Source organism: Paenibacillus sp. FSL R7-0272, from assembly GCF_037969905.1.
In the GTDB taxonomy this organism is placed as follows: Bacteria; Bacillota; Bacilli; order Paenibacillales; family Paenibacillaceae; genus Paenibacillus; species Paenibacillus polysaccharolyticus.
This window is the reverse complement of the sequence record NZ_CP150221.1, coordinates 2795356-2810908: the sequence shown is the minus strand read 5'-3', so window position 1 is coordinate 2810908 and position 15553 is coordinate 2795356. Positions and strand designations below refer to the sequence as shown.

General features: G+C 46.1%; 13 protein-coding genes. 7 read left to right on the top strand and 6 right to left on the bottom strand.

Going from position 1 to position 15553, the window contains the following annotated elements:
- Positions 1-41: 41 nt before the first annotated feature.
- Complete coding sequence (locus MKY23_RS12600; protein WP_336122551.1) at positions 42-890, top strand: GGDEF domain-containing protein; 849 nt, start codon at positions 42-44, stop codon at positions 888-890.
- A gap of 119 nt (positions 891-1009) precedes the next feature.
- Here MKY23_RS12600 and MKY23_RS12595 read toward each other — a convergent pair whose 3' ends face one another.
- Both MKY23_RS12595 and MKY23_RS12590 read right to left on the bottom strand, forming a co-directional pair.
- Positions 1010-1534, bottom strand: coding sequence for a hypothetical protein (locus tag MKY23_RS12595; protein ID WP_154958773.1), 525 nt, complete (start codon positions 1532-1534; stop codon positions 1010-1012).
- A gap of 90 nt (positions 1535-1624) precedes the next feature.
- Positions 1625-3265, bottom strand: coding sequence for a diguanylate cyclase (locus MKY23_RS12590; protein ID WP_154958774.1), 1641 nt, complete (start codon positions 3263-3265; stop codon positions 1625-1627).
- A 308-nt stretch (positions 3266-3573) separates the two neighbouring features.
- Between MKY23_RS12590 and MKY23_RS12585 the strand changes: the two genes are divergently transcribed.
- The 6 genes from MKY23_RS12585 to mnhG are packed head-to-tail and all read left to right on the top strand — an operon-like array spanning position 3574 to position 9482.
- Positions 3574-6528, top strand: a complete 2955-nt coding sequence (locus MKY23_RS12585; protein WP_339838490.1) for a Na+/H+ antiporter subunit A — start codon at positions 3574-3576, stop codon at positions 6526-6528.
- 1 nt (position 6529) lies between these two features.
- On the top strand, positions 6530-6868 hold the full coding sequence (locus MKY23_RS12580; RefSeq protein WP_090920602.1) for a Na(+)/H(+) antiporter subunit C: 339 nt from the start codon (positions 6530-6532) through the stop codon (positions 6866-6868).
- Positions 6861-8339, top strand: coding sequence for a Na+/H+ antiporter subunit D (locus MKY23_RS12575; RefSeq protein WP_154984206.1), 1479 nt, complete (start codon positions 6861-6863; stop codon positions 8337-8339). Before MKY23_RS12580 ends, MKY23_RS12575 begins: the two co-directional genes overlap by 8 nt.
- A gap of 6 nt (positions 8340-8345) precedes the next feature.
- Positions 8346-8822: a Na+/H+ antiporter subunit E gene (locus tag MKY23_RS12570; RefSeq protein WP_339838480.1), complete on the top strand. Its 477-nt coding sequence runs from the start codon at positions 8346-8348 to the stop codon at positions 8820-8822.
- On the top strand, positions 8822-9106 hold the full coding sequence (locus MKY23_RS12565) for a Na(+)/H(+) antiporter subunit F1 (protein ID WP_090920611.1): 285 nt from the start codon (positions 8822-8824) through the stop codon (positions 9104-9106). The genes MKY23_RS12570 and MKY23_RS12565 overlap by 1 nt, the downstream gene beginning before the upstream one ends.
- Positions 9090-9482: a monovalent cation/H(+) antiporter subunit G gene (mnhG, locus tag MKY23_RS12560; protein WP_090920613.1), complete on the top strand. Its 393-nt coding sequence runs from the start codon at positions 9090-9092 to the stop codon at positions 9480-9482. The genes MKY23_RS12565 and mnhG overlap by 17 nt, the downstream gene beginning before the upstream one ends.
- A 334-nt stretch (positions 9483-9816) precedes the next feature.
- Here mnhG and MKY23_RS12555 read toward each other — a convergent pair whose 3' ends face one another.
- The 4 genes from MKY23_RS12555 to MKY23_RS12540 form a co-directional block, all read right to left on the bottom strand.
- Complete coding sequence (locus MKY23_RS12555; protein ID WP_339838476.1) at positions 9817-10992, bottom strand: GDSL-type esterase/lipase family protein; 1176 nt, start codon at positions 10990-10992, stop codon at positions 9817-9819.
- Positions 10993-11077: 85 nt separating this feature from the next.
- Positions 11078-12097 (bottom strand): alpha/beta hydrolase family protein, encoded by a 1020-nt coding sequence (locus tag MKY23_RS12550; RefSeq protein ID WP_339838473.1) that lies wholly within the window; start codon positions 12095-12097, stop codon positions 11078-11080.
- A gap of 264 nt (positions 12098-12361) precedes the next feature.
- Positions 12362-14512 (bottom strand): MMPL family transporter, encoded by a 2151-nt coding sequence (locus tag MKY23_RS12545; RefSeq protein WP_339838470.1) that lies wholly within the window; start codon positions 14510-14512, stop codon positions 12362-12364.
- A 181-nt stretch (positions 14513-14693) separates the two neighbouring features.
- Positions 14694-15314, bottom strand: coding sequence for a flavin reductase family protein (locus MKY23_RS12540; RefSeq protein ID WP_339838467.1), 621 nt, complete (start codon positions 15312-15314; stop codon positions 14694-14696).
- Positions 15315-15553 lie beyond the last annotated feature (239 nt).

The window sequence follows — 15553 nt, the reverse complement described above, 5'->3', positions numbered from 1 at the left end:
GTTATATGGATCGAAAATTTCCTTCCTGTTCGTTCACTACAATGTCCATAACCAGTACAGTAATTGCCTGGACCATTATTTATGTCAATTACGACATTCGAATTATGCCAGCCATATGTCTTTTACCGATCTTTGCCTCTGTGTTGTTTTATGACAGCAAACGCGTTTGGTTCATTTTTTCATTGCAAATGGCAGGATATGGTCTCCTACTACTTGACCCGGTGTATCGTGCATATCTTAGCTCCTTTGACATGGTTTCCATTCCGATATTTCTGATCCTGGCCACCTATGTGGCACAAATCATTGTGACTACCGGCATCGAAGTACTGGACGATTTGCAGACAAGCATGAACGCCAAGGAAGAACTTATCGTCAGAAATGCCATCATTGCCAAACAGTCTAAGACAGACGGGTTAACGAATCTTTATAATCAGAGCTCGTTCAAAGATTATTATGAAAAGGCATTTGAGTACGCCAATCTCGGGATGAGTCTGCATTTGGCGCTGATCGATATTGATGATTTTAAAGTGATCAATGATACGTATGGTCATCGTGTGGGCGACATCATTTTGGAAAAGGTGTCCTTGATCATTCAGGAGAGCATCACAGCTAGTGACATTGCTGCACGGTATGGCGGGGAAGAATTCGCTTTGTTAATGTTCGAACAATCCTTTGAACAAGCGTATGATCTGGTTGAGCTTATCCGGCAAAAAATTTCATTAATGGGCCATCTGGAACTTGGGGGTGCTTCCATCACCGTAAGTATCGGCCTCAAAGGATACAACCTTGATTTGAGTAAAGATAAGTTGTTTGAAGATGTGGATGCTTGCCTATATGCTGCCAAACGTACTGGTAAAAATAAAACCGTAACCTCACTCGTTCCAGCATGATGATTAATGAGAAAGTAAATTGAAAAAAGTTGTGTGGTACACACCCGGTCAAACGGATCACCACACAACTTTTTTTGTTTTCATACGAATCTGCCTTTTTTTGAACTGTGCTTCTTTCTTTATTCTGTTGCCCACTCCCAGCGATGGCGATATTGCTCCAGCCTTGGATGGACCTCGTCAGACTGACCGTCAATAATGAGGCGAAGTTCCTTGATCCAATCGGTAAAGGAGTCAAAGGATGCCCATTGATTAGCCATTTCTAAAGTCATATACAGAAAAAGAGGTGACGGGTATTCCGCTTGAATATGCCTTAAGGCTGTATCAATCGGGGTATACTTTTTGCGCTTCCCCTCTAGTCCTTCTACCCGGATTGGTGCAGATGCGTGATCACGCCGCCATTCGTGAAGACGATCCTCTCTCTTGTAAAAGGATTGTACCGCGTCTCGGCTCATTCTTTTTACCGTGCTTTCATGTAATGGGTAAAGCACTAGCTGCTTGAAAGCTCTTGCATTCATAATCGTTGCTGCACGCTCAAGCTGTTCGTTCGTTACGCTCTCAAACGAGTCGTAGAAGATCAACGTGCCCTTGCGACTAGGCTGAACAGGCTCATAGCCAAAGGGTACGTTTGCATATTTTCCAGACAAGCGCCCCACCTCCCTTCTCAATTACCTCACTGTCCATGCACACCTGCCTTAATGCTCAAGTGACTCCCCACTTCATAGTACTATTATATGCTAACCCTCGTTTTCCAACTCCGAATAAAATGTGACTCTGTTCTTGCCGGCACGTTTGGATCTGTAAAGTGCCTCGTCTGCCATTCGAATAATCTCACTCGGATTGTTGCTATTTGTCGGATACTCCGCTCCTCCAATACTGCATCCAATATGAACTCGCTCATACTCAATAATGAATGGTTTGTTCAGAGTTTGAATAATATCTTGCGCATACTCCATCGCTTCCTGCCGCGGATCATCCGAGGCTGAGCGAAGTACAATCAGGAATTCGTCACCGCCAAGCCGAACCGTTATACCATCCTCATGACTTAGGGCTGTAAGTCGCTGAGCAACTTTTTGCAGTAAAACATCCCCCGTCTGATGTCCCAGCGAATCGTTCACACTTTTGAAACCGTCCAGATCCAGATAGAGAAACGTCAATGTATGGTCCTCGCTCTCCGTCTCCAGAGTTTCCTCAAGATACGTCTCTAGGGCTGTGCGGTTCTTCAATCCGGTCAGCTGATCATAGTTTGCAAGATTCTGCATCACAACCAGTTCTGAGTCTTTGTTCATGATCGAAGAAACCATGTTTCGTAGTGACCGTGACAATGCCTCAATTTCCTTCAGCCCTTTGGTCTCGGGGATGTCAATATTCTCTCCTGCACCAAGACGATCTGCAACACGGGTTAGTCGAACGAGTGGAGCCGAGATGAGTCTGGAGAGAAGCCAACCAATCGGCGCAAACAAAAGCATCACAACGATGCCCGCACCGATGTTAAACCACATCAGATCAACAACGGAGGAAAAAGCTGCCGATTTACCCTGACGGATGATAATGGTCCAACCCAGTCCCGGATAATCTTTATATCCCTGGCTATAGGCTAAACCGGTAACATATTCCTTGCCATCCGGCCACTTTTCAGTGGACCAGCTGCTTTTACTGTTCCGATGATTTTCAATCTCTTCTAGTGCAAGTGGTTTACCTACCCACTCTTTGGGGCCGAGAAGCACAGTGTGCTCTTTTTTGCTAACGATAAAGAATTCAATATCCTTCTCCTCACGTTGTAAGGGAACGAGTACGGAAGCCTCGACTTCTTTGGCCCACGCCCAACTGAGATGTGCTGCTAATACACCACGAATCTGTCCATCACTATCCTTAAGCGGGAAGCTGATATCCACAAATTGCAATGGCTCTCCCGATGGATTAGGCAATAGTTTGGCGAGCAGCACCGCATTATGTACGTCTCCAATAAATTTACCCTTGATTCCTTCCTGGTACACAGGCCGCTCCGATAAATCTTCGCCTAAAAGTATTCCGTCTGTAGCGGCTAGCACTTTTCCTTTTGGATCCATGAATCCAACCCATGAAAAAGAGGGGAAACTATTTTGCAGCTGATCCAACAGCATTTGAATATCCTTGTGATTAAATTCATCATTCATAGATGCCATGTTGCCCAAAAGATTCATTTCACCAGAACGAGAGTACATGAAACGATCCAGCTTGTCCACGGTCTGTAGAGCCGTGCTTTCCAGAGAGTGCCCAATTTCGGTTTCCACCGCATCAAATGATTTTTGGCTGAAAACATATCCAATGGTTAAGATAACAAACAGAGATAACACAGCGAAAATGACGGTGAGCACCGTTCTAAGTTTAAATGACATAATTCCTCCTGCACATACGGTGAACCGCTCTTACAATCTCAATCATCCACAGCTCTGCGCTGCAAAATGATAAGAAATAGCTCTCACTTATTTTGAATTATATCGGTATTTTAGTTTGCATTTTTAATATATGCACCCATACAAAATTTACCCGAAATCACAACCGAGTTTCTTCCATTCAAAGAATAGTCACGATTCTGTATATACAAACTTGGGTTATGAATAGAGAGAGCAAGCATATCCTTAAAGGATTGCGCCTGTATGTCACAGAGAGAATGACGAGAAAAAAACATTGGGGGTGTAATTATTTGAGCCTGCTTCACATTGCTGTTATTTTGCCTTTTGTAGCTGGCATCGTACTCGCACTGATGCACAGACTATTCAGTAAAATTCATCTGGGATGGCTGGTACTCGTCGTACCGGCATCGTTATTTGTCTATTTTGCGAGCCAGATTTCTGCCGTGTCCCAGCGTCACCCGGTATCCGGACAGATTCCCTGGATTCCGTCCCTGGACATCGGATTTAATCTATATTTGGACGGACTGAGTCTACTGTTAACGTTGCTGATCAGCGGGATAGGCGTGCTTGTTGTCTTTTATTCCATCTTTTATATGAGCAAAACAGAGGCGTTAAACCGTTTCTATCTCTACTTGTTAATGTTTATGGGCGCTATGCTTGGCGTCGTATTATCAGATAATATGATCGTGTTGTATGGATTTTGGGAACTCACCAGCATTACGTCATTTCTGTTAATCGCCTTTCACTACAAGCGTAAAGCTTCTACATCCGGTGCACAAAAATCGTTCCTGATTACGGTTTTTGGCGGATTCGCCATGCTTGCCGGATTCATGTTGATGTACCTGATGACAGGTACATTCAGTATCCGTGCAACCATCACCGAGTGGGGACATATTCAGGACAGCAATCTCTTCTTACCAGCTCTCGTTCTTATTCTGATTGGAGCATTCACCAAATCGGCACAATTCCCGTTTCACATCTGGCTGCCTGATGCCATGGAAGCTCCCACTCCAGTCAGTGCATATCTGCACTCCGCCACCATGGTCAAAGCCGGGCTGTATGTTGTTGCCCGCTTCACACCCATCTTCGGTGGACAGGGACTCTGGTTCTGGCTTGTAACTGGCGTCGGACTGCTCACACTGGGTTACGGATCATTTTTAGCCGTGAAGAAAAACGATCTTAAGGCCATTCTTGCGTATTCCACCATTTCACAACTTGGTCTGATTATGTCCCTCTTCGGGATCGGATCTGCTGCTCTCTATTTCGGATATGGTGAATCCTCTGCCATGTACACCGTAGCCATCACTGCTGCACTGCTTCATTTATTCAACCACGGTACCTTTAAAGCTGCTTTGTTTATGGTCGCCGGCATTGTAGATCATGAAACAGGTACACGAGATATTCGCAAGCTTGGCGGACTGGCAGCATTCATGCCTGTCACATTCAGCCTGGCGCTGATCGGTTCACTAGCTATGGCAGGTATTCCGCCCTTTAACGGATTCCTTAGTAAGGAATTGTTCTTTCAAGCGATGGTACAGATTACAGATCTTCGTATCTTTGGAATGGGCTCCTGGAGTATTCTCCTACCTGTCATCGCGTGGCTTGCCAGCGTTTTCACATTGATCTATGCCCTGATTTTTGTGTTCAAAACATTCCTCGGTCGTAGCCGAAGTGAGTTACCTGTCGAGAAATTACATGAAGCGCCTATCGGCTTGCTCATCCCACCGATCGTTCTAGGCGCGCTGGTCATCGGTTTTGGACTCTTTCCGGATCTACTGTCCGGGTCATTGATCGAACCGGCAATGGCTGCCGTTCTCCCTTCCCTTCTGAATGGGGATGAACGCTTTGATGTACATTTCTCCTTATGGCATGGCTGGACTCCCGAATTGTTCATGACTATCGGCGTTATTGCGCTGGGGGTCATGTTATACAAGTTACTGCCACGATGGAGGAATATTTATGAGCATTATCCACAGGGATTAACGATTAACAATATGTATCATGTTGTTCTAGACAATGTACAGCACTATGCACAGAAGTGGACAGAAGCTTATATGAACGGCTCCGTCCGCAATTATCTGGTTTATATTTTCTCATTTACCGTTGCGCTACTCGTTTACGCCTTCTTCCGGTCTGGCGAAAATATTACCTGGCATGTGCAGGATAATGCACCCTACTCATTCTATGAAATCGTGTTGCTGGTCACGCTGATTGCAGCCGCCATTTCCATTCCTTTTGCGAAAAACCGATTATCTGCTGTCATTATGACCGGAGCTGTCGGCTACCTGGTTACACTGCTGTTTGTCTTGTTCCGGGCACCCGATCTTGCGCTGACGCAGATGATTGTAGAGACGGTCTCCGTCGCATTGTTCCTGCTCTGCTTCTACCATCTGCCCGAGTTACAACGTGGCAAGTCCAGCTCCCGCTATCTCACGGTGAATGCCATTGTAGCTGTTTCCGTTGGCGTTGTGATGACATTCGTCGCACTCGCTGCAAGCGGCACAGTATCCTTGGATAGCATCTCGGCTTTCTTTCTTCAGGAAGCTTACAGTTCCGCGGGTGGTAAAAATGTCGTAAACGTATTGCTGGTGGATTTCCGCGGTTATGATACATTACTTGAAATTATGGTTCTTGGCGTAGCCTCATTGTCCATCTACTCCATGATCAACCTGAATCTCGAAGCGAAGGATCTTGGAGCCCGATTGAAATTCCGTAAAAATGAGGAGAAAAAGGACGAAGAACCCGAGCTTGACGATGAAGCGGACAACACCAAAAAATACGGAAACCGCGAGCGTAGTACATTGTCCTGGGACACGGTTCCTTTGCAAAGTAATGATGTTTTGTTGCAAACCACAACGAAAGTGGTTGTGTTTATCATTTTAACCTTCTCCATGCATCTGTTCTTTGCCGGGCATCATAATCCTGGCGGTGGTTTCATCGGTGGACTCGTCACAGCTGCAGCCCTCGTACTAATCGCTCTGGCCTTTAGTACGGATACGATACGCAAAGCGCTGCCCATCGATTTTCGAAGTTTGACAGCCATTGGTTTAGCCATAGCTTTGCTTACTGGTGCAGGTTCATTCCTGTTCGGTGTCCCATTTCTCAGTCAGACATTCGGATATTTCGAACTGCCCCTGCTGGGCGAGACAGAGCTTGCTACAGCCATGCTGTTTGACCTAGGCGTATACCTCGCTGTGCTCGGCGTCACCATGACTATCATTTTACAGATCGGGGAGGATCGTTGATATGGAAATTTTGATGTGTGTGGCCGTTGGCATTTTGTTTGCGGTTGCCGTCTTTCTAATCTTGTCACGGAGCCTGCTCCGTATCGTACTAGGCATGTCGATTCTGACACATGGAGTGCACCTGTTGTTAATTACGATGTCACGTCTCAAGACGGGGGCTCCTCCACTACTGGGAGAAATGGCGGAGAAATACGTTGATCCGCTCCCTCAAGCGTTGATTTTAACGTCCATTGTCATCAATTTTGGTCTGACAGCCTTCTTTTTTGTCCTTTCTTACCGTTCTTATCTGAAGCTGAGAACGGATGACATGGAAGAAGTAAGGGGGCGTCCATATGAATAATCTTGTGGTTCTGCCTATCCTGCTTCCACTGGTCACGGGCGTGATCACTCTGTTGTTCTTCCGTAAAATCAATATACAACGTTTCTTTAGCGTGATTGGTCTGTTAGCCACTGCAACGGTCTCAACCATACTCATCACACGTGTTGCCCAATCTGGCGTATTGACACTCAATATGGGTGGCTGGAAAGCACCTTATGGAATCGTACTTGTTGCCGATATGGTCGCAGCCTTGCTGGTTGTTGCTGCTTCCATCATTGCGCTGGCTTGCCTGCTCTATGCTTTTCGAAGCATCAACAAGGAGCGGGAGCAACATCACTTCTATCCGTTCTTTCATTTTTTGATTGCGGGCGTGAACGCATCGTTTCTAACCGGGGATCTGTTCAATTTGTTTGTCAGCTTTGAATTGATGCTGATCTCTTCTTACGCTCTCATTGTACTCGGAGGCACGGAAAGACAGCTGCGTGAAACGATTAAATATGTACTGATCAATATCGTGTCTTCTGCCTTATTTGTCGCTTCGATCGGCTTTCTGTATTCCATCACGGGTACGCTGAATATGGCTGATTTGTCGGTACGCATTGCTGAGGTGGGACAGAGCGGAGTAGTCACACTGATTGCAGTTCTTTTCTTGATTGTATTCAGCATTAAGGCGGGCTTGTTCCTGTTCTTCTGGTTGTCCGGCTCTTATGCAGCTCCGCCCGCCGTCGTTACCGCGTTATTCGCCGGGTTGCTGACCAAGGTTGGCCTGTATGCCATTGTGCGGACATTTACGTTGATTTTCTATCATGATCCAGACTTCTTTAATGCTCTGATCGGCTGGATGGCGGGTGCCACAATGATTTTGGGTGTGATTGGAGCGATCTCCTACCGTGATGTGAACAAAATTTTGATCTATAATGTCGTCGCTGGCGTAGGTTTCGTCGCGTTTGGTATGGCTGCTGCCAGCCGTAGTGCTCTGGAAGGATTACTGTTCTATATGCTGCATGACATGTTGATCAAAACACTGCTTTTCCTGCTCGGCGGTGCTCTCATTGCTGTTGCGGGAACTTCCAGGCTCGATAACATGGGTGGACTAATCCAACGTTATCCCGTGCTGGGATGGATGTTTTTCATCAGTGCGCTTGCGCTTGCGGGTCTGCCTCCGTTCAGTGGATTCCCGGGAAAATTAATGCTGTTTGAGGGCGGCTTCGAAGCCGGATTATACGGTTTAACTGGTGTTGCCGTTCTCTCTAGTCTACTCATGCTGTATTCGGTACTCCGCATTTTCATTCAGGCGTTCTGGGGTGAGCCTCCTGCAGGCATGGCAAGACGTCCCTATGCAGTGAACGGACTGCTGATTCCTGCCGGAATTCTGTTTGCTTTTATCATCGTCATGGGTCTGGGGGCTGAAGGTATGTTTCAGCTCACGTCTCGCGCAGGTGATATTCTGCTACATCCCAACATTTATATTGATGCCGTATTGAAGGAGTAGATGTCTATGGCCTTTCAAATTGTACTCAATCTTATCATTGCCTTTGTCTGGATGTTTTTGAATAATGCCTGGAATGGCGTTGGTTTTCTCATTGGATATATGCTTGGATTGCTCCTCATCGGAGGCATGCGACGTTTCTTCCCGCAGCGCTTCTACATCGTTCGAGTGTGGGCTATCTTCAAATTGATCGGATTGCTGTTCAAAGAACTCATTCGAGCAAGCATTGAGGTCATTCGAGAGATTATCAAACCACGGCTAGACATTCGACCAGGCATTTTCACCTATCGCACACAGTTATCTTCGGATTGGGAAGTGACACTGCTGTGTCTGCTGATCTCATTGACGCCAGGTTCACTGCCGCTTGAAATTTCGGGGAATCAGCGTAAGCTTTTCATCCATGCACTGGATATCAAAGATGAAGAGAAACTGCGAAACGATATTCAGAATACGTTTGAAAAAGCAATCATGGAGGTGACACGTTAATGTTATCCTCACTACTGTTTATCTCACTGCTCATTCTATCTCTAGCGATTCTGGCCTGTTTGTATCGTGTTCTTCGCGGCCCCTCCATGGCTGACCGAATTACGGCTCTTGATACGATCGGTATCAATGTCATTGCCATCGTAGCTGTACTCTCCATGATGCTGAAGACACAGGCTTATCTGGACATCATTTTGCTGATCGGCATTCTGGCTTTTCTAAGCACAGTCGCATTTGCACGTTATATTGAACGAGGGGCGGTGTTTAAAAATGAAGGAGATCGTTAGTAGCACCGCTGAAACGGGAATTGGGCTACTGGTGTTACTTGGGGCCCTCCTTAGTGCACTTAGTGCCTTCGGACTCCTTCGTCTGCCTGATGTATATTTGAGAGCCCACGCTGCCACCAAAAGCATGACACTAGGCGTGTTTTGTGTGCTGAGCGGTGCATTTTTCTTCTTTTGGTATTTTGACAACTATATCAGTGCTCGCTTGCTACTCGGTATTTTGTTTGTTTTCATCACTGCGCCTGTTGCGGGGCACCTGAACGGCCGTGCGGCCTACCGCACCGATGTACCTCTCTGGGAGCAAAGTGTACAAGACGAACTTGAACCGTTGTTAAAAGGGAAAAAGATGAACCACGAAGCAAAGGATATGATGGAGTAGCTTATATAGAGGCTAAATTAAGAGGTTTACACTAGACACTCCGATGACAGAATAACCTTCCGATCGCTGTTATCCCCGGATTTTTACATTCCCTTTTCCAAAGGGAAAAATCCGGTGATAAAGGCGAACGCTTAGCGCTTCTTCAGGTTTTTTCTGTCCTCTCCGTTAATGTGTAAAAAAATTTTTCAACTTATATAGGTGGCGAAAATAAGTAAAAAATCCCCTGGAGATATCGCGCGTAAGCGGCTTTCCTCGAGGGGATTTCTTATATAACCTAAATATCGTTTGTGTACTTCAAATACAGATAGAACTTACCCAACACACTACTTTCTTATTAGAAACCATTTAAGCCTTGGCGTTTCAGATCTGCAACCACGATTCGAGCAAGCTGTGATGCCCCTTGCCGATTCGGATGCAAGCTATCGCCATTCATGTACAGAGCAAGCGTAGCTGCCGGCCCAATGGAAGTGAAGTATGCCGAGCTGAGCTTGTTCAGATCCACGAGTGTTACTCCCTCTTCCTGTGCCAGTGCACGCGTAGATGCGTTATACCAACGGTTCTCGGCTTGATGCACATTGGCCGAATTAAAGTCTGTTGCCCGCCCTTGAGGTGTCGAAAGAATAACGGTTGCGCCTTTGTTTTTCGCCTGACGAACCATATCGCGCATGATTTCTTTGAACTGGGCCTCAGTTGTATTGTTCTTGGCGTTTGTATCATTAATTCCGAGCTGTAGAATAAAATAGTCACCCGGTTTGATATACTTCAGAATCGCTTCCATCTGACCATCATCACGGAACCCTCTGGCAATCTGCCCGCTTGTGGCCATGTTACGAACCTGGAAAGTTGTATTGTTTACATAGGTAGGAAGCAACTGCCCCCAGCCCCCCTGTACGCTGCTACCAAGCGGATAATAGTTGCACACCGTTGAATCTCCACCAATATAGATCGTGCGATTCGTGACAGACTGGTTGGAAAGTTTCCGAATTTCAAGGGCACTTAACGTAAAAGCAGTACCCGCCTTCCCTTCCGTTACCAGCAGATTCAACTGTCCGTCTGTCACTGGAATCTGGAATTGATCGGTTGCACCGTTGCCCGTCATATTCATGATCTGATAGACCCCTTCGGCTGCCACACTAGCTCTGGCGGTGTTACCCAGAGTCACTTTGACCTCATACAGACCATTCGGCAGGTCAACATTGAACGTATTATCACTTTTCGTACCAAATTTCAGAAATTGAACGGCATCACTTGCAACACCACTACCGGATGCGGAAACATTTTTCATATTAGCCGGAGTGTTGAAACCATACCCCCTTGCAGCTGTATAGGCCGTTGAGGCAGACACTCCAGTATATCCGTTCGCCACTGCTCCTGCGCCAAAATCGAATTTGTAATGATCCGATGCAGCCTCGGCCACCTCTGCTCTGTCACTCCCAAACCCAACCGCGATCAGACTCGTAGCAAGTACAGTACATAACATGATTCGTAAAGAAGTTGTCCATTTCATCATATAACGCTCCTCTCGAATTCGAATGATACGGTTTTGTACCCATCACATTCCAGATCATGATGAAAAATTACGGTTACTACTACGATTACAATACCTGTTCAAGCCAATCATAGGCTTTTGCACCGCTTATCTCATGTCCACCGTCGAAATAATCGGCATCCAGTGCTTGTCCTGCACCAGCATGCTCATAAATCATTTTCAACCGTTCGTGAGCCTCTCGTGCCGAATGTAGCGGAAATACAAGATCTTCACTTCCGATCTCCAGAAATAGAGGCCGCGGAGCAATCAGACCGATGATATCCGGCAGCTCTGCTTCCTGTAGAATCCCCGGAATGTAGTTGTCGAGGCAATGATTGCGATCCAGAATGCTGCCATGAAACGTACTTGCGTAACCACTGACCACGACCACTTTGCATCGTTCGTCCAATGCTGCTGTAAAGGCTGTAACCAGCCCCCCACCGGAGATGCCCATGCTTCCGATCCGCTCTGAATCAACTTCAGGTCGAGTGGATAAATAATCCAACACACGCGTTGTTTCATAGACCCGATGTCCTGCGAGCGTTTTACCCACCATAAGCAGATGTGCGGCGATCTTCGTACAGGAACTTGCGCCTGGCGGCGCCTCTCGATCCTCATCCAGTCTTCTGTCTCCAAACCCAAGCAGTTCTGGAGCAGCCACAACGTACCCACGCTTCACGAGCGCAACGGCAAAATCTTTGTGTAATCCAGGCTCCCCTGCCCGTGGCGAACCATCCGGCTCCATTCCGCAAATCTCCCGGCTCCCATAGCCGTGTCCATGACAAGCAACAATAGCAGGCCTCTTCATATCGGTAGCGCTTACATTATTGGGGGTTAAAAGATAAATGGGCATCCGTAATCCCTCATACGTTGTGATCTCAATCCGCTCCCGGATGTAGCCATCGCATGAAACACGTTCCAGTACGACAGGGTTCAAAGCAGCGGGCATCATCGGAAAATCGCCCAGCCTTTCTTGGACACGTGTACGCAATTGATGTTGCCATAACTCCAATGGTTGATCTGCATCATACGCAGAACGACCTCGAAGTGTGGTTTGTTGCTGCAGATAAGCTTCGATTTCGGACATGTTTCAGTGTACCTCCTATAGGTGCTGGAATGATGCTAGTGGTGAATTGAAAAATTTGGTAACCCTTATCTATTATAGTACTAGAAGTAACATCGTCGCCACCTTTAGTTTACGGCTTTAGACCACAAATCGCTTTCATTCTAATAAGTTAAATAAAAAAGAGTATTCCGTAGCCCGAATTCAGGTTACATACAGAATACCCTTTTTCTTTCTACAGATAACAGAAGTCTGGTGCTTCCATATCCCCTTCTTGTTTACACTACGTCAGCCAGGTAGCCACCAGTTCCATCTCCCCATCAGTTTCATCAAGGATGGAACAAGCACAAGACGGATTAGCGTCACATCGATAAATACAGCTGCTGTGATCCCAATGCCTAACTGTCTTACCCCTTCAATCTCAGCAAAAGCAAAAGGAACCGTTACCGCCAGTAAAATACCTGCTGCAGACGTAATTAAACGACCTGTTGAAGCCAAGCCTTGTTGAACCGCTGTGTCACTATCTCCTGTTTGTCTGTATACTTCCTGAATACGGCTTAACATGAAGACGCCATAGTCCATCGATATGCCGAACACAAGGCCAGCAATGAATACCGGAATCATGATCGCAATTGAAGATACTTCCATACCCAGATGACCTTCGTTAAAGACCCATACAAGTATGCCAAAGGATGCGGCCAGACTAAGTAAGTTCATCAGAATCGCTTTTAATGGTATTAGCAGAGAACGGAATGCGAGTAGCAACACCAGATAATTGCTTACCACGACAAATACAAGTACTTTGGGTAACTGTTGCGCAATTTCATGCATTATTTCATCTTCATAAACTGCTTCGCCGCCATAACGAATCGGAATGCCTTCCGGCCCAGCTGTTACATCCTCTGCTCTTGTCTGTCGCAGCCATTCCTTCATCTCATCTGAACCCGCTTCGCCGTATACACCGACCGTTAAGCGAATAAAGGAATCCGAAATCCCCCCTTGAGAGTGAATACTCACCACTCTTTCATCCTGTTGAAACCTGGTTACTTTGTGTTTGGCTACCCTCCAGTGAGAGTCTGTTAACGGCTCATCCTTTTTCCCGATGATCATATCGACCAGAGTAATATGCTTCTGACCGAAATTTTGCTCGATCTGCTCCGATGCTTGACGGGACTCCATTCTGGCAGGTAAGGAGGAAGCATCGGGAACGGACAAATCCATCCGTGTAAAGGGAAACACACAACATAGCAGCAGCGTAGTACCTGCAACCCCCATCCATACAGGACGTTTCATGACCATCGCTGACCAGCGGTGCCAGAAGTTTCGTTCAAGCGTTTCATCTTTTATTCGTTCTCCAGAACTGCTGGCTGTGGGTTTTATCTGAGCAAATACTCTGTTTGCACTTATTGAAAGAATGGCTGGCAACAACGTTACATTTAACAATAAGGACAGCACCAGAACAATGGTAGCCCCAAGCGATACACTGAGAAACATAGGTAGCCTGATCCAGAGAAGACCCAGCAAACCCAGGAACACACATGCCGCTGAGAACAGAACCGCTCGACCAGCTGTGTACAATGTCCGTTCCAAAATTTCACGTTGGTTGATGCTGTTGCGCTCACTATTGAACTTGTCTCTGCTTGCGTAACGCTGCTTTAATTCCTCCCTATATCTGCTCAAAATAATAAGTGCAAAATCAATACTGAGCGCCATACCCACCATTGGAATAACGTTAATAATAAAATTGGACAGCTCCAGGTATTGACCCAGTAGAGACGTTATGCCCATTGCCATAATCACTGCACTGATTCCCATCATGACAGCAATACATGCCGCATACAGTCCTCTGAATGCAAAGCAAAGAACGATTAATGCAATCGGTATCCCGACGATCTCTGCTCGTTCTAAATCCTGAAAGCTCAGTCGATTTACATCCTGTTGCACAACTGTTTTCCCTGTAAGTTGTACGGTTCCAGGCAGATGGACTTGCTTGTCCTCTTCAAGAAGCTCGCGTAATTGAGCTAGTGGATGCTTCATTCGGTGAGGTGCGATGTCCATGTATACCAGAGCATAAGCCTGATTATCACGCAACATTCTACCCTGTGTGTTTACATCAAAAGGGGAAATCACTGAGGATATCGCTGGCAAGGTGCGGACTGCGGCAAGCTGTTCTTGAATCCACGTCTTGAAGGATATCTCAGAAGTATTGGGATGTTTATTAAAAAGTAACACGACCGGATCGGGCGGGGAGCCAAATTCCTGGTCCAATATCTGTTCTACGGCTTGGGCTTGTCCCCCAGCCAGCTTCAACCCGTGATCCTGAACCATGTCAGGTAACTTCCATGCCCAAGCGACTGACATCCCGATGATAAACACCCAGCAGATGATAATAAACCACGGATATCGACTAATGAGAGCAGCCAAGCTTCGATATCCCATCCCCAAGCTCCTCTGCATTTAAATTGGATTCTAATTATGGTTAGCACCATAAGATATGCTTTGTTTAGTACAAGTCTATTCATGAACAAACATGATTATGTTCCTAATGAAACAAAGACAAATAGCCTCATGTATATGCTACATGGGGCTGTCCGTCCTCACTGTTTTAATTTACATCCAATTATTCTGGCCGAATGACGGTGAATCGATCACCCAGTTTGGCATAATCATTCCCTGCCAGACGGCTGACTGGTTTTAATTGATCCATTAAGATATAACCTTTATCCGCAAGATAGACCTTTTCGCTAAAATGATAATGTACAATGCGCACGAGAAGCAGGTCACTTACAGGCACGCCTGCATTATTCGAGATCGGAATATGTTGATACAGCTTGCACTCCATCCGGATCAAGGCTTCCTGAATTCCGGGTACAGCGACCACGGAACTGGGTACAGTCGTCAGATGAGTCCGTTCTAATTCACTTTCATGTGGCTCCAGTAAAGCCGCAGTTTCATTCACGTCTTCAATCATGTCTTCGTCACAAATGTGCACAACCAGTTCATTATGGGCGAGCACATTGCGTGCCGTATCCTTCATTACACCATTTTTACGTCCAACCGAGATGGATAACAATGGTGGATCAGAGCTCACGATATTGAAAAAGCTAAATGGCGCTGCATTAATGATTCCATCATGATCTGAGAGCGTAGTTACAAAGGCAATCGGACGCGGTACGATTGAACCGCTCATTAATTTATAATTATCTTTAGCCGTGAGTTCTTCCGGATTTAGTGAATACATATGTAAGTCCCCTTTCCTAATCGCATGCATGAGCCTGATCCTCAGCATCTTAACCTTCTACTTTCTTCATCGTTATTATATATGCATACCGTCCATAAAAACAAAAAAATACTTGTATAGACCTAATGGCCATCATGAGTGTCCCATTTTCATTGCTCATGTTTAGAAATACACACTTGTGAACAATCACATCTAGGCGAATACCATCATAGACTGTTTTCAGAATAAGATGACAGGAA